At 65.3% G+C, this 13,937-nt stretch carries 14 protein-coding genes and 1 tRNA gene; 6 read left to right on the forward strand and 9 right to left on the reverse strand.

What is annotated here, in order from left to right:
* Positions 1-36: 36 nt before the first annotated feature.
* Both R3C13_RS08115 and R3C13_RS08120 read right to left on the reverse strand, forming a co-directional pair.
* Complete coding sequence (locus tag R3C13_RS08115) at positions 37-1,242, reverse strand: cytochrome P450 (RefSeq protein WP_371310309.1); 1,206 nt, start codon at positions 1,240-1,242, stop codon at positions 37-39.
* Entirely contained in the window at positions 1,239-1,388 is a 150-nt protein-coding gene (locus tag R3C13_RS08120) for a hypothetical protein (RefSeq protein ID WP_371310310.1), read from the reverse strand. Before R3C13_RS08120 ends, R3C13_RS08115 begins: the two co-directional genes overlap by 4 nt.
* Before the next feature lie 77 nt (positions 1,389-1,465).
* On the opposite strand from R3C13_RS08120, the gene R3C13_RS08125 reads away from it, so the two are divergent.
* Positions 1,466-1,540: transfer RNA gene (locus R3C13_RS08125), tRNA-Thr, on the forward strand.
* 22 nt (positions 1,541-1,562) lie between these two features.
* Here R3C13_RS08125 and glpK read toward each other — a convergent pair.
* From glpK to R3C13_RS08145, 4 genes are all read right to left on the reverse strand, one after another.
* Positions 1,563-3,044, reverse strand: coding sequence for a glycerol kinase GlpK (gene glpK / locus R3C13_RS08130; RefSeq protein WP_371310311.1), 1,482 nt, complete (start codon positions 3,042-3,044; stop codon positions 1,563-1,565).
* Positions 3,045-3,098: 54 nt separating this feature from the next.
* Complete coding sequence (locus R3C13_RS08135) at positions 3,099-3,566, reverse strand: hypothetical protein (protein WP_371310312.1); 468 nt, start codon at positions 3,564-3,566, stop codon at positions 3,099-3,101.
* Positions 3,554-3,973 (reverse strand): D-Ala-D-Ala carboxypeptidase family metallohydrolase, encoded by a 420-nt coding sequence (locus R3C13_RS08140; RefSeq protein ID WP_371310313.1) that lies wholly within the window; start codon positions 3,971-3,973, stop codon positions 3,554-3,556. Before R3C13_RS08140 ends, R3C13_RS08135 begins: the two co-directional genes overlap by 13 nt.
* Positions 3,974-4,228: 255 nt before the next feature.
* Positions 4,229-5,221 carry an NAD(P)H-dependent flavin oxidoreductase gene (locus tag R3C13_RS08145; RefSeq protein WP_371310314.1) on the reverse strand — a complete coding sequence of 331 codons (993 nt, stop codon included), beginning with the start codon at positions 5,219-5,221 and terminating at the stop codon, positions 4,229-4,231.
* A 220-nt stretch (positions 5,222-5,441) separates the two neighbouring features.
* Here R3C13_RS08145 and R3C13_RS08150 point away from each other — a divergent pair, with 220 nt between their 5' ends.
* Positions 5,442-6,536, forward strand: a complete 1,095-nt coding sequence (locus R3C13_RS08150) for a glycoside hydrolase family 43 protein (RefSeq protein WP_371310315.1) — start codon at positions 5,442-5,444, stop codon at positions 6,534-6,536.
* A 6-nt stretch (positions 6,537-6,542) separates the two neighbouring features.
* Here R3C13_RS08150 and R3C13_RS08155 read toward each other — a convergent pair whose 3' ends face one another.
* The 3 genes from R3C13_RS08155 to R3C13_RS08165 form a co-directional block, all read right to left on the reverse strand.
* A complete protein-coding gene (locus R3C13_RS08155) occupies positions 6,543-7,841 on the reverse strand; it encodes a hemolysin family protein (RefSeq protein ID WP_371310316.1) in 1,299 nt (432 codons plus the stop codon).
* A gap of 191 nt (positions 7,842-8,032) precedes the next feature.
* Positions 8,033-8,593, reverse strand: coding sequence for a carboxymuconolactone decarboxylase family protein (locus R3C13_RS08160; RefSeq protein WP_371310317.1), 561 nt, complete (start codon positions 8,591-8,593; stop codon positions 8,033-8,035).
* A 70-nt stretch (positions 8,594-8,663) separates the two neighbouring features.
* The gene (locus R3C13_RS08165) at positions 8,664-8,939 is read right to left on the reverse strand and encodes a hypothetical protein (RefSeq protein WP_371310318.1); all 276 of its coding nucleotides are present in this window, start codon (positions 8,937-8,939) and stop codon (positions 8,664-8,666) included.
* A gap of 125 nt (positions 8,940-9,064) precedes the next feature.
* Here R3C13_RS08165 and R3C13_RS08170 point away from each other — a divergent pair, with 125 nt between their 5' ends.
* The 4 genes from R3C13_RS08170 to R3C13_RS08185 all read left to right on the forward strand — a co-directional run bounded on the left by R3C13_RS08170 (position 9,065) and on the right by R3C13_RS08185 (position 13,935).
* Complete coding sequence (locus tag R3C13_RS08170; protein WP_371310319.1) at positions 9,065-10,981, forward strand: methylmalonyl-CoA mutase family protein; 1,917 nt, start codon at positions 9,065-9,067, stop codon at positions 10,979-10,981.
* A gap of 3 nt (positions 10,982-10,984) precedes the next feature.
* Positions 10,985-13,144 carry a methylmalonyl-CoA mutase gene (gene scpA / locus R3C13_RS08175; RefSeq protein ID WP_371310320.1) on the forward strand — a complete coding sequence of 720 codons (2,160 nt, stop codon included), beginning with the start codon at positions 10,985-10,987 and terminating at the stop codon, positions 13,142-13,144.
* A gap of 72 nt (positions 13,145-13,216) precedes the next feature.
* Positions 13,217-13,537, forward strand: coding sequence for a YbjQ family protein (locus tag R3C13_RS08180; RefSeq protein WP_371310321.1), 321 nt, complete (start codon positions 13,217-13,219; stop codon positions 13,535-13,537).
* The gene (locus R3C13_RS08185; protein WP_371310322.1) at positions 13,534-13,935 is read left to right on the forward strand and encodes a metallopeptidase family protein; all 402 of its coding nucleotides are present in this window, start codon (positions 13,534-13,536) and stop codon (positions 13,933-13,935) included. Before R3C13_RS08180 ends, R3C13_RS08185 begins: the two co-directional genes overlap by 4 nt.
* The last annotated feature ends 2 nt before the right edge of the window (positions 13,936-13,937 follow it).

The following is a 13,937-nucleotide window of genomic DNA, read 5'->3' on the forward strand; positions in this document are numbered from 1 at the left end:
TTGGGAGGGCCGGAATGTGTTGATTTTCAGCGGGTTTCAACGAAGGAGCAGCGGCAGGCGCTTCAGCCCCCTCAGGCCGGCGCGGGCGATCCAGCGGAGGGCCATGGGCTCGCCGTCTATCGCAAGTCCCGGATAGCGGGAGAACAGGACATCCAGCGCCACCTCGCCTTCGAGGCGGGCAAGGTGCAGGCCGAGGCATTGGTGCGGGCCGGTGCCGAAGCCGACATGCCGGTTGGGCCGCCGGGCGAGGTCCAGCTTCAGTGGATCGGGAAACTCGTCCGGGTCCATGTTTGCCGAGGCGAGGAAGCCGAACAGCTTGTCGCCCCGCCGGAAGCTGCGGCCCTCAAACGCCATGTCCTCGGTCAGGAAGCGCGGCTTGGTCATCTGGACGGGGCAGCAATAGCGCATCAGCTCGTCCACCGCGACGAGGCGGGCGTCTTCATCCATGGCGCGCACGGCGTCGGCGGCGCCATCCTGCGTCAGCAGCGTCCAGACGCCGGTCGACAAGAGGTGCGTCGTCGTCTCATGCCCCGCCACGAACAGGACGAACACCATGGCGAGCAATTCGTTCTCGCTCATCCGGTGGCCTTCGGCCTCGGCATGGACGAGCTCGGAGACAAGCCCCTCGCGCGGGGCGGCGCGCAGCGCTTCGAACTCTTCGCGCAGCACCTGCTGGATCGATCCCAGCCGCAGGATGCCCCACAGCATCCGGACGGGGGACTCAGTGCTGACAAGGCTGTCGAGCGCCTGGTTCAGCCGCGCCTCGGTCTCCGGCCGGAAGCCGAGCAGGCCATAGATCACGCGCAGCGGCAGCTTGCGGCAGAAGCCGGAGACAAGGTCGGAGTTCCCGTCCCGCTCCATTGCGTCCAGCAGCCCATGGGCGGCCGCCGCGATCGCCGGGCGCTGCAGGGCGATGGCGGCCCGCCGGAACGGCGCGTCGGTCAGGCGGCGGAGGCGGTTATGGTCCGGATCGTCCAGCGACAGGAGGTTGTCGGCCATGATCTTCAGCGATTTCGGAAGGAGCGGTAGCGCAAAGGGCGATTTGTGCCCGGCATTGCGCGCATCCACAGCGAACCGGCCGGTCTCCTTCAGCAGCGCCTGCACGCCCGCATGGCGCGTCACCAGCATCACCCGGCCGAAGAAAGGCAGCTTCGTCTCGGCAAACGGTCCCGCCGCCACGATCTCCGCCAGCCTCTGGTGGGGGGCCATCAGATAGGCCTGGGACGAGAGGCGTTCGGTCATTCATCCTTGCCGGCGGGGGCAGCCGGCTTTCGCGCGGCCGCCTTGCGCCGTTTCAGGTTCGCCCGCAGCGCAGCGGCCAGCCGTTCGGCCTTCGCGTCCTTCTCATCGGGTTTCGGGGGCGGCCCCGGCGTCGGCTTGTCTGTCATGGAAGGTGCAATTCGCGGCAAAACGGTCTTTTCATACTCGGTGGCTTAAGCTAAACGCCGCAGACCCTACCTGCAATGCCGCGGTAGCTCAGTGGTAGAGCGCATCATTGGTAATGATGAGGCCGAGAGTTCAATTCTCTCTCGCGGCACCAGTTTTCCCGAAAACAATACACATCAAGCCAATGTGCGGCGCATCGCGGCGGACCAGCCTTTGAGCAGGGTGGCGCGGGCGTCGGGGGGCATCTTTGGTTCGAAGCGGGTGCCTTTGACGTCGCGTGCCTGCCAGCCGGCGGGGTCGATCCAGCCGAGCTGCATGGCGGCGAGCGCCGCGGCGCCGAGGGCCGTCATTTCCTGATAGTCGGGCCGCACGACGGGCCTGGCGCAGATGTCGGCCAGGAACTGCATCAGCCAGTCATTGCCGACCATGCCGCCATCGACGCGCAACTCCCGGATGTCGACGCCGTCGGCGGCGAAGGCCTCCAGCAGGTCATGGGTCTGGTAGGCCACCGATTCGAGGCCCGCGCGCACGAGGTGCGCCGCCGTTGTCGCCCGCGTCAGGCCGCTGATCGTGCCGCGCGCGTCGGCGTTCCAGTGCGGCGCGCCGAGGCCGGTGAAGGCGGGCACGATGTAGACCCCGCCATTGCCCGGCAGGCCCGCCGCCATGGCCTCGCTCTCGGCCGCCGTCTCGATCAGGCCAAGATCGTCGCGCAGCCATTTGACGATGGTGCCGGCATTGAAGATCGAGCCTTCCAGCGCCAGCGCGCCCTGCCCGGCCGCCTCATAGCCGACCGTGCCGAGCAGGCGATTGTGCGAGACCGGCTTCTCCGCGCCGGAATTCGCGACGAGGAACGCGCCCGTGCCATAGGTGATCTTGGCCATGCCCGGCGCAAGGCAGCCCTGCCCGACGAGCGCGGACTGCTGGTCGCCCGCTGCCGACAGGATCGGCAGGCTATTGCCGAACAGGCTCTCCTTGCTGTCTCCGTAGGCGGCGGAACTCGGCTTGACCTCGGGCAGCATGTTCATCGGCACACGGAAGAGGTCGCACATCCGCTGGCTCCAGCCACCCTCCTCTCCGAGGCCGAGGCGGTAGAGCAGCGTGCGCGAGGCATTCGTCACATCGGTTGCGTGAACCTTGCCGCCGGTGAGGTGCCAGATCAGGAAACAGTCCACCGTGCCGAAGGCGAGGTCGCCTGCCTCTGCCCTTGCACGGGCACCGGGAACCGTGTCGAGAATCCAGGCGATCTTGGTGCCGGAAAAATACGGGTCGATGAGGAGGCCCGTTTCGGCCTGCACAGCGGGCTCATCGCCATTTGCTTTCAGCTTGTCGCAAAGGGCCGCGGTGCGCCGGTCCTGCCAGACGATGGCGGGGGCGATGGGCTTGCCCGTCGCGCGGTCCCAGACCAGCGTCGTCTCGCGCTGGTTGGTGATGCCGATGCCGGCGATCCGGTCCACACCGCCCGCCTTGTGCAGCGCGGCGCGGCAGACGGCCAGCGTCCTGGCGATGATCTCCTCGCCGTCCTGCTCGACCCAGCCATCGTCCGGATAGGCCAGCGGCACTTCCTCCTGCGCGAGGGAGACCTGCGCGAGGGTCCGGTCATACACGATGGCGCGTGTCGAGGTCGTGCCTTCGTCGATGACGAGAATGCAGTCGGCCATGCCTTGTTTCCTCCGCGAATTTTGCCGGAGGATGGACTGTACCGCCTGTGCGCGTCAACGCGACTCGCGCTTCGGGCCGCGGTCGCCGAACCACCAGAGCGTGGCGGCGGTGGCGGCGAACGTGGTGGTCTCCACGATACCTTCGCGGCCGGCGGCATCGGCGCCTGCAAACACGGCGCATGTGATCGCCCAGAGCAGCACAGTCAGCGCCGGCCGGGTCAGCGCCCGCACAGCGTTCACCCATTTATAGCTCTCACCGATTGCCGCCTCCGCCGCGAGCGAAGCCGCAAGGCCGGCCCATGCGCCTGAGGCTTCGGCCAGGCGCAACTCGCTTTCGCTCTCGGCCGTGCGGGCCTGCATCTGCAGCCTCAACAGCTCCCCTTCATGCGCCCAGCGGGCGCGCTCATGCGCCTGCGCCTGCCGCGCTTCGATGACACCCGCCGCGCGGCCGATGAGGGTTCCGACCAGGCCGAAGAGGCCACCGCCCGCCGCGCTTGCGGCCAGTCCTGCTATGTCCGCCAATGTCTTGCGCTCCCGGCATAGAACCATTGCGCAGGCACGGCGCGCCGGTCGAGGTGAAGGAAATTCGTGGCGAGGCCGAACCCGGTGAAGCCAGCCCGCATGGCAGCGGCCTTCAGCGCGTGGCGATCATGCCCCGCCAGCGCAATGTCCGCCGCAATCTGCTTGTGCAGGGAATTGGCGGCGCCGCCGACATACGCGTTCCACAGCTCACAGCGATGACCGGAATTGACGACCAGCGGCAGGCCGACCTCCGCCCGCACCGCCTCCAGCGCATCGAGGAAAGCTTCATCGTGCCAGTATTCGCCCTTGCAGAAGCGGCCGCCGCACCGGCAGGCCAGCTCCCGCGGGCTGAAATGCGGCCAGCGCCAACCGGATGTGTCGAGATGGGAGAAGGAAGTGATCAGCATGGAACAATGCTGTCACACGCCCATCTCCTCAGGATTCACATTCCAGGTACACACCGGGTCTCTGTCGCAATTGTTGGGGCGTTGCGCCGCAACCGGCCCTGTTCCTGTGGGATAGGCGCGATTCAATCCGACAAACGGAGCTTCAGCCGGGCTCCTGCTCGTCCAGCCCCATCGACGCGATACATGAGTTCAGCAACGGGACGCCCTCGTCGCCGAAAGCAGAACGCAAAAAAAGAGCGGCGGGTAGGGCCGGCCTTATCCGGCGACCGGCGCCTTGCCCCAGGTGCGCGGGGCGCTCACCTTGGCGACCGCGGCCTGGTATTCCCGCTCCAGCTGGTCGACATAGTCGGCGACCGGCCCGCGCTTCTTCACTGCGCCGATGCCCTGGCCGCAGCCCCAGATATCTTTCCAGGCCTTCTTTTCCGTATTGCCGCCGGAGCCGAAATTCATCTTGCTGGGGTCGCTCTCCGGCAGGTTATCGGGGTCGAGGCCGGCCGCCTTGATGGACGGCTTCAGGTAATTTCCGTGTACGCCCGTAAACAGGTTGGAATAGACGATGTCCTCGGCGCCGTATTGGACGATGGCATCCTTGTAGCCTTCGACGGCGTTCGCCTCGTCGCAGGCGATGAAGGCCGATCCCATATAGGCGAGGTCAGCGCCCATGGCCTGCGCCGCCGCAATCGCCCCGCCATTGGCGATGGCGCCGGACAGGGCGAGCGGCCCGTCGAAGAATTCGCGGATTTCCTGGATCAACGCCATCGGCGAGAGCTTGCCCGCATGGCCACCCGCGCCCGCGCACACCGCGATCAGGCCGTCGGCGCCTTTCTCCAGCGCCTTCTTCGCGAACCAGGTATCGATCACATCATGCAGCACCACACCGCCATAGGAGTGAATCGCGTCATTCACATCCTGCCGCGCACCGAGCGAGGTGATCACCACCGGCACCTTGAACTTCACGCAGGCCTCGACGTCATGCTGCAGCCGGTCGTTGGACTTGTGCACGATCTGGTTCACCGCAAAGGGCGCCGCCGGGCGGTCGGGGTGCTTCTCATTATGCTCGGCGAGTTCGGTCGTGATCCGGTCCAGCCATTCGTGCAGCACCGGGCCGGGCCGCGCGTTCAGCGCCGGGAAGGAACCGACAATGCCGGCCTTGCACTGGGCGATGACCAGTTCCGGACCGGAGATGATGAACAGTGGCGAACCGATGACCGGCAGGCGCAAATTCTGGAGCACGGGCGGCAGGGCCATGGGAATCCCCCTTCGAAGTGAACAGTGTTTACATCGACCGAATGTAGCGCCCTGCCCGCCCGCCGCAAGGCGTGACGTCAGGGGAAGGCGCAAATGGCGCCACGCCGGCTCCGGGCTTGATCCGGGCCGGTTTCGGTTGACACCCTCCGGCATTCCGGGGATCACTCGGGCACAGAGAGGACCACCCGAAAATCCCGCCAAACTCCCTGGAGGAAACAAAATGACCCGACCCGCCCTTGGCTTTGTTAGCGCTATCTCGCTTGCTGCCGGAAGCGCCGCCGCCATCGCTGCCTGCGCCACAGCCCCAGAGACAGGCACGGACGCCAGCGCCTATCTTTCCCAGCCTCTCGTCACCGAGATCTACACCGCCGACCCCTCCGCCCATGTCTGGGAAGACGGCCGGATCTACATCTACCCCAGCCACGATTACGAGGCCGGCGTGCCGGAAGACGATCTCGGCAGCCATTTCGACATGCGCGATTATCACGTCCTGTCGATGGACGACGTCGGCGGCCCGGTGACGGTGCACCCGGTCGCGCTCGACAAGGATGACGTGCCATGGGTCGGCCGCCAGATGTGGGCGCCGGACGCCGCCTACAAGGACGGCACCTATTACCTCTACTTCCCGGCCAAGGACAAAGACGACATCTTCCGCATCGGCGTTGCCACCTCCGACTCGCCCACCGGCCCCTTCACGCCGCAGGCCGAGCCGATCGCCGGCAGCTATTCCATCGACCCCGCCGTCTTCAAGGATGATGACGGCAGCTATTACATTTACGTCGGCGGCATCTGGGGCGGCCAGCTCCAGCGCTGGGCGACCGGCACCTACAAGGGCGGCCCGGAGCTGAATGGCGACCTTGGCGACGATTCCGCGCCCGCCATCGCGCCCTATATAGCCAAGCTGTCGGACGACATGCTCCAATTCGCCGAACCGAAGCGCAATGTGCTGATCCTCGACGAAGACGGCAGCCCGATCCTGGCGGGCGACCATGACCGCCGCTTCTTCGAGGCGCCCTGGGTGTTCAAGAAGGATGGCGTCTACTACTTCACCTACTCCACCGGCGACACGCACTTCCTGCAATATGCCACCGGCGACAATCCCTATGGTCCGTTCACGTACAAAGGCAAGATCATGGACCCGGTCGAAGGCTGGACCACGCACCACTCCATCTTCCAGAAGGATGGCAAATGGTACCTTGCCTATCATGATGTCCAGCTGTCGGGGAAAACTCACCTGCGCAACGTGAAGATCACAGAACTGACCTTCAACGAGGACGGCTCGATCCAGACCATCGACCCGATGCCGGGGAAGTAAGCCGGCCTAACCGGCCTGCGGCACGACGGTGCTGACCAGCACGCTGTCGATCCGCCGGCCGTCCACATCGACCACCTCGAACCGGAAACCGGCGACGCTCACCACGTCGCCGGTTTTTGCCAGCCGCTCCAGCTGGTGGATGACCAGGCCGCCGACCGTGGTAAAGCCGCCATCCGCTTCGCCGAAATCGGGCGCGGACAGGAGGATTTCGAGATCCTCGATCGGCATCATGCCGTCGACCAGCCAGGACCCGTCGTCGCGCTGAACCGGCCGGGCGAGCCCGTCCAGCGGCGAAAAGGCACTGTCGCCCGCGATGGCGCCCAGCAGGTCCGCCGCCGTCACAATGCCCTGAATGCTGCCATGCTCGTCGACCACGAAAGCCATGCGCACTTCGCTGTCCTGCATCGACTCCAGAAGGCGCATCACCGAAAGCGTCTCAGGCACGAAGGGCACAGGGCGCGCAATCTTCCTGAGATCGAAGCCGGGCGCGCCGGGATCTGCCCGCAGGATGTCCTTCGTCTGAATCGCGCCGAAGGCGCGGTCCAGCCGCCGGTCAGCCACCGGGAACCGCGAAAGGCCACTGTCGACGATCTGCTGGCGCAGCTCGGGCCAGGACTGATTGATGTCCAGCCAGATAATATCAGGCCGCGGCGTCATGATGGATCGGACATCCCGGTCAGCGAGCCGCATGACGCCGCGCATCATGCGCTGTTCTTCCTGGTCGATCACCCCGCTGCTCGCGCCCGCTTCCAGGATGGCGTGGATTTCCTCCTCGGTCACGGCATCCTGCTTCAGGCCCGCCATGCCCAGCAGGCGCACCAGCCCTTCTGTCGATACGCGCAACAGCCAGACTGCCGGGAAGGCGACACGCGAGACGGTCTTCATCGGCCCCGCCATCGCCGTGGCGATGGCTTCGGGCGCGGTCAGCGCAATCCGCTTCGGCACAAGCTCGCCGATCACCAATGAGAGATAGGTCGTCAGCACAATGACGATACCGAACGCGATGCTGCCCGCCTGCGCTGCGACGCCCGGCGCCGCATCGACGATCAGCGGCGCCAGCTTGTCGGCAATCGCGGTCGCGCCATAGGCGCCTGCCACGATGCCGACCAGCGTAATCCCGATCTGGACGGTCGACAGGAACCGCGAGGGATCCTCCTGCAGCTCGATCACGGCCTGCGCCCCCTTGTCGCCCAGGCTGGCCTTCCGCTTCAGCCGCGCGACGCGCGCCGACACAATGGACAGCTCCGACATGGCGAAAATGCCGTTCACGACTATCAACGCGATCAGGATGAAAAATTCGGTCATTGCAGATGTGCTCCTCCGCTTTTCGTGGGCGGGCCGGATGGAGCAGGTCTGCTCAGGGCCTCATCGATACCGGCCAGTGCGGCCAGTCGCTGGAAACGCGTGCAGGATCAACAATATCGTCCCCCAGAGCAACACCGCAGTCACGTTTCGGTCGTCATTTTGGCCGCCCCGGACGGGGATAAGCGCGGGTCTTATCCCACAAGGTCGGGATCGAGGATCAAACCCTCGTCGAGCTGCACGCCAAACGCATTAAGCATCATCGAGACCTGCGTGTACTGGCCGACGGTCATCACGAGGTCCATGCGCTGCTTCTCGGTGAAGCCTGACAGCGCCGCCCAGGTCGCATCTGTAATGAAGGCACCTGTGGTCAGCTCATCCGTAGCTTGCAGAAGGGCGCGGTCGGCGTCGCTCCAGCCCGGCGCGCCGGGGCCCTTCTTGATGCGGGCGATCTCGCCCGGCGTCAGGCCGCATTGCAGGCCGATCCGCTCATGCTGCGCCCATTCATAGCCGGCCTTCCAGTTATAGCCGGTGCGCAGGATCACCAGTTCGCGGTCCCTCGCGCTGAGATCATTGCGATCCGAGAGGATGTAGCCACCCCAGTGCATGAACGCCTTGTACGCCTTCGGCGCGCGCGCCAGCGTGCGGAAGATATTGTACACCGGGCCGGCAAACCGGTCGCCCAGCAGCTTGCGCTGGTCCTCCGTAATTTCTGTATCGGCCAGTGGCACAATGCGCGGCGCGTTCAGTCTCATGGCGTCTCTCCCGGTCCTGCTTTACCGGACTAAACGCACTCCCACTCCGCGTCGCAAGCAGGACGCCGCGTCACCCGCGGTCGAGGCGCGCCTGCATCATGGACAGCCAGGCGTACTGCCGGTGAATCATCGAGATGAGGTCTGCGTCGTCGCCCTCCTCGATCAGCCGGTCGAGCCAGAGGCCCAGAATGCGCGTGTGCGAGTCCATCCATTCTGACAGGACAGGTCTGCGATTGTCGCGCGTCTGGGCCGATGAGACCCGGTTGCATTCCACCGCCGCCCGCTCCGGTTGGGGCCCATCTGTTTGATCTGAAACGAGTTTCAGGACTGTCCCTGCCTGTCTCATCGCGACTCTCCATATTGCGAATAATTCTCATTCGCAAATTTTTGGGGCGCCGTCAACCGCTGAGGCTTCGTGCCGCAAAGGAATAGGTTCACATCTGCAAAACTTTGCGCCAGAAACGCGCCACCATGGCAGACGACCTCCTCCCCCTCTCGAGCACCTTCCCCGATCCTACTGAAGCCGACTGGCTGGCTTCCGTTGAAAAGGCCCTGAAGGGCCGCGGCCTCGACGCAATCACGCGCACTACGGCCGACGGATTGAAGGTCCACCCCCTCTATCGCGAAAGCGACATCGCGACGGCGACCGACCCGCTCGGCACGCCCGGCGCCGCGCCTTTCCTGCGCGGCCGCACCGCCTCGCCGGACCCGTGGCTCCCCTGGGATATCCGGCAGGCCTTTACCCACCCCTCGCCCGCCATCACCAACGCCGAAATCCTCCGCGACCTCGAACGCGGCGTCTCCTCCATCGAACTCGTCGTGGATTCGACCGGCAAGAACGGCGTCCAGATCAGCACCGAAGACGACATCGCCACCACCCTCCACGGCGTCGATCCTGCAATAGCGACGGTCGCAATCGATTCCGTCGGCGGCATGGGTGCGCGCGTGGCGGCGCTGGTCGGACTGTGGGCAGAGAAGCAGGATATCCCCGCCAGCGTCCGGATTGATTTCAACATGGACCCGCTGGGCGCACTCGCCCGGACCGGCTGCGTCGCGGGCGGGCTGAACGCCGCATTTGTGAAGGTTGCGGAGACCAGCAAGGCGCTGGGACACAAATTCCCGCATGCGCACCTGCTGCGGATCGATGCGCGACTGGTGCATGAAGCCGGCGGATCGGATGCGCAGGAACTCGGCGCCCTCATCGCCTCGGCAGTGGATACGCTACGCAGGCTCGAACACCGAATGGACTCCGCACACGCAGCGGAAAAGACCGTCTTCGCTGTCGCGGTGGACGCGAATTACGGCCTTGGCGTTGCGAAGCTGCGCGCGGCGCGGCGCCTGTGGGCGCGCGTGCTGGACGCGCTGAAGCTGGACGCCCGGCCGATGCGTCTGCAAGCCGTCACCTCGGCGCGCATGCTGACCCGTTACGATGCCTGGACCAATATGCTGCGCGGCACGGCTGCGGCCTTCGCCGGTGCCGTCGGCGGGGCGGACATTCTCACCGTCCGCGCGTTCAACGAGCCGCTGGGCATTCCGGAGGAACTCGGCCGCCGCATTGCGCGCAATACGCAGATCATCGCCATGGAAGAAAGCCAACTCGGACGCATCGCGGATCCGACAGGCGGCGCATGGTTCACCGAGAGCTTCGCTGACTCGCTCGCCGCAGCCGCCTGGGTGGAGTTCCAGAAGATCGAATCCGAAGGTGGCTATGCCGCCTCGCTCATGTCCGGCGCCTTCCAGGCCCGCGTCGCCGCAACCCGTGAAGCGCGCGACAAAGACATAGCAAAGCGTAAGGTTCCCATCACGGGCGTATCGGAATTCCCGCTGCTGGAAGAGGTCGCCGCCCCGGTGGCAGAGGCGACGCCCGTCCATGCCGGAGCGACGGTCACGGATGCGGGCCTGACACACTTCGTACCAGGAGGCTTTCCTCCGCCTGAGGACGACGCGAAAGCGGACAAGCTTGATCCCGTGCGCCTTTCGGAGCCTTTCGAAGCGCTGCGCGACAAGGCCGCGGCAGCCGCGAAGCCACCCGCGATTTTCCTCGCGACACTTGGTCCGTTAGCGGAATTTACCGCGCGCGCGGACTTCGCCCGCAACCTGTTTGCCGCTGGCGGGATTGCCGCGAAAGAAGCGCCTGTGCTGCCCACATCGGCCGCGGAAGCCGCCTCAGCCTTCAAGGCCTCCGGCTGCCGCATCGCCTGCATCTGCGGCGCCGATGCGCGCTATGCGGACGAAGCCGTTGCCGTGGCCAGGGCGCTGAATGTGGCTGGGGCGCAGCGCGTCTGGATCGCCGGCAAGTTCGAGGGCGATGCCATCGACTCCAACATCTTCATGGGCTGCGATGTGCTCCACACGCTGACCCTCGCCCAAGCTGAACTGGGGCTGTAACCGATGACCCGCTTTCCCGATTTCACGAAACTCGACCTTGGCACGCCGCACGCGAAGCATGTCGCCCCGAAGACTGGCAGAGCCTGGGAGACGCCGGAAGGCATCCCGGTCAAGACCGCGTACATGGCGGCGGACCGCGCGGGGCTGGACTTCCTGGACGATTATCCAGGCCTTGCCCCGTTCGGCCGCGGCCCCTACCCGACCATGTACACGAACCAGCCCTGGACGGTTCGTCAGTATGCGGGCTTTTCCACGGCCGAAGACTCCAACGCCTTCTACCGCCGGAACCTCGCCGCCGGGCAGAAAGGCCTCTCGGTCGCATTCGACCTGGCTACGCACCGCGGCTATGATTCCGACCATGTCCGCGTGACGGGTGATGTCGGCATGGCGGGCGTCGCCATCGACTCCATCTATGACATGCGGACGCTGTTCTCCGGCATCCCGCTGGACAAGATGTCCGTCTCGATGACCATGAACGGCGCCGTTCTGCCGATCCTCGCGCTCTATATCGTGGCGGCCGAGGAACAGGGCGTCGGGCCGGAGAAGCTGGCCGGGACGATCCAAAACGACATCCTCAAAGAGTTCATGGTGCGGAACACCTATATCTATCCGCCCAAGCCTTCGATGCGGATCATTTCGGATATCTTCGCCTATACCTCGCAGAACATGCCGAAGTTCAACTCGATCTCCATCTCCGGCTATCACATGCAGGAAGCCGGCGCGACGGCGGACCTGGAACTCGCCTACACGCTCGCCGACGGCATCGAATATATCCGCGCGGGCGTCGCCGCCGGCCTCGACGTGGACGCTTTCGCGCCGCGCCTCTCCTTCTTCTGGGCGATTGGCATGAACACGTTCATGGAAGTCGCCAAGATGCGCGCCGCGCGCCTGCTCTGGGCGAAGCTCGTGAAAGAGAACTTCAATCCGAAGTCTTCGAAATCGCTCAGCCTGCGGACGCACTCGCAGACTTCCGGCTGGTCGCTGACGGCGCAGGACGTCTACAACAATGTGATCCGCACCTGCCTTGAAGCCATCGCAGCAACGGGCGGCCAGACGCAGAGCCTGCACACGAACAGCTTCGACGAGGCGCTGGCCCTGCCGACGGATTTCTCCGCCCGCATCAGCCGCAACACGCAGCTGTTCCTGCAACAGGAAGCCGGCGCCTGCCAGACCATCGACATGTGGGGCGGCAGCTATTATGTCGAGCGCCTGACGCACGACCTCGCCGCCAAGGCCCTCGCCCATATCGAGGAAGTCGAGAAGATGGGTGGCATGGCCAAGGCGATCGAGGAAGGCCTGCCGAAGCTGCGCATCGAGGAAGCCGCCGCGAACACGCAGGCGCGCATCGACAGCGGCACGCAGACGGTCGTCGGCGTCAACAAATTCCTGCTGGACGAGGACGAAGATGTGCCCGTCCTGAAGGTCGACAATGCCGCCGTGCGCAAGATGCAGCTGGACAAGCTGGCGCGCCTGAAGTCCGAACGCAACGAAGCCGAAGTGCAGGCGAAGCTGGACGCGATTGCCAAGGCCGCCGCCGGGACCGAGGGCAACCTGCTCGCCCTCGCCGTGGACGCCGCGCGCGCCAAGGCGACCGTGGGCGAGATTTCCGAAGCCGTCGAGCGCAGCCAGGGCCGCCACCAGGCCGTCATCCGCTCGATCAAGGGCGTCTATGGCGGCGGCGTGAAATCGACAGACAAGGCCAAGGAAGCGACCTCGCTCGCTGCTGAGTTCGAAGCGAAGCATGGCCGTAAGCCGAAAATCTACATCGCCAAGATGGGACAGGACGGACACGACCGGGGCCAAAAGGTCGTCGCGTCGGCCCTCATGGACCTTGGTTGGGACGTCGTGATCGGCCCGCTGTTCCAGACGCCGGAAGAAGCCGCAGCGGATGCGCGCAAGGAAGGTGTGGACATTGTCGCCGCCTCGTCACTCGCCGCCGGCCACCTGACGCTGGTGCCGGAACTGAAGCGCGCCCTCGGCAATGAAGGCGCGGCGAACGCCCGCATCATCGTCGGCGGCGTGATCCCGCCGCAGGACTTCGACGCGCTGCACGCCGCCGGCGCCACGGCGATCTTCCCGCCGGGCACGGTGATCTCCGACGCAGCGCGGGCGATGCTGGAAGTCCTGAACGGGGACGACGGAACGAAGACGGCCGCAGAATAAGCCGCCGCCTCTTCCACCTCGGCGCAATCTTCCCCATATCTCAGCGAACGGAACGCTGAAAGGAATTGCGCCATGCTGCTCACCACCACCCCCACGGTTCAGGGGCAAGAGATCACCAAATATCTCGGCGTCGTCTGCGGCGAGGTCGTGGTCGGCGCGCATATCGGCAAGGATATTCTGGCGAGCTTCACAAACATCGTCGGTGGCCGCTCCAATGCGTATGAAAGCACGCTGCGTGAAACGCGCGACGGTGCGATTGCTGAAATGATGCAGGAGGCCGGGAAGCTCGGCGCAGACGGGATTGTCGGCGTCAAGTTCGACTACACGGTCATCGGCCAGGGCGGCTCGATGATGATGGTGGCGGTGTCGGGCACGGCTGTGACCCTGGGGTGAGTACGCTGCGCCAAACCGCCCCGACGGCGGATGACATTCTCGGCCTCGCCGAGGCATGTCTCGCGCGGCTGCCGCCACACATGCAGGCAGCGGCATCGAATGTGCGCCTGGTCGTGCAGGACTATGCCGACGACGCGCTGCTGGACGAGTTCGGCATCGACGATCCGCTGGAACTCAGCGGCCTTTATTCCGGGGTACCGCTGATTGATGAAAGCGTGACGCAGCCTTCCATCGAAACGCCGCTGGTCTTCCTGTTCCGCATGCCGATCCTGTTCGAATGGGCCGTGCGCGGCGACGTCACGCTCGAAGACTTGGTGGCGCATGTCGTCATCCATGAATACGGCCACCATTTCGGCTGGTCCGATGAAGACATGGACCGGCTACTGGCAGAGGAATAACA

It is taken from the genome of Hyphomonas sp., assembly GCF_041398385.1.
In the GTDB taxonomy this organism is placed as follows: Bacteria; Pseudomonadota; Alphaproteobacteria; order Caulobacterales; family Hyphomonadaceae; genus Hyphomonas.

What these genes read in the sequence shown, in the direction of transcription:
- R3C13_RS08115 (WP_371310309.1), bottom strand. Translation starts at nt 1,242, where the DNA reads ATGACCGAACGCCTCTCGTCCCAGGCCTATCTGATGGCCCCCCACCAG.
- R3C13_RS08120 (WP_371310310.1), bottom strand. Translation starts at nt 1,388, where the DNA reads ATGACAGACAAGCCGACGCCGGGGCCGCCCCCGAAACCCGATGAGAAG.
- glpK (WP_371310311.1), bottom strand. Translation starts at nt 3,044, where the DNA reads ATGGCCGACTGCATTCTCGTCATCGACGAAGGCACGACCTCGACACGC.
- R3C13_RS08140 (WP_371310313.1), bottom strand. Translation starts at nt 3,973, where the DNA reads ATGCTGATCACTTCCTTCTCCCATCTCGACACATCCGGTTGGCGCTGG.
- R3C13_RS08145 (WP_371310314.1), bottom strand. Translation starts at nt 5,221, where the DNA reads ATGGCCCTGCCGCCCGTGCTCCAGAATTTGCGCCTGCCGGTCATCGGT.
- R3C13_RS08150 (WP_371310315.1), top strand. Translation starts at nt 5,442, where the DNA reads ATGACCCGACCCGCCCTTGGCTTTGTTAGCGCTATCTCGCTTGCTGCC.
- R3C13_RS08155 (WP_371310316.1), bottom strand. Translation starts at nt 7,841, where the DNA reads ATGACCGAATTTTTCATCCTGATCGCGTTGATAGTCGTGAACGGCATT.
- R3C13_RS08160 (WP_371310317.1), bottom strand. Translation starts at nt 8,593, where the DNA reads ATGAGACTGAACGCGCCGCGCATTGTGCCACTGGCCGATACAGAAATT.
- R3C13_RS08165 (WP_371310318.1), bottom strand. Translation starts at nt 8,939, where the DNA reads ATGAGACAGGCAGGGACAGTCCTGAAACTCGTTTCAGATCAAACAGAT.
- R3C13_RS08170 (WP_371310319.1), top strand. Translation starts at nt 9,065, where the DNA reads ATGGCAGACGACCTCCTCCCCCTCTCGAGCACCTTCCCCGATCCTACT.
- scpA (WP_371310320.1), top strand. Translation starts at nt 10,985, where the DNA reads ATGACCCGCTTTCCCGATTTCACGAAACTCGACCTTGGCACGCCGCAC.
- R3C13_RS08180 (WP_371310321.1), top strand. Translation starts at nt 13,217, where the DNA reads ATGCTGCTCACCACCACCCCCACGGTTCAGGGGCAAGAGATCACCAAA.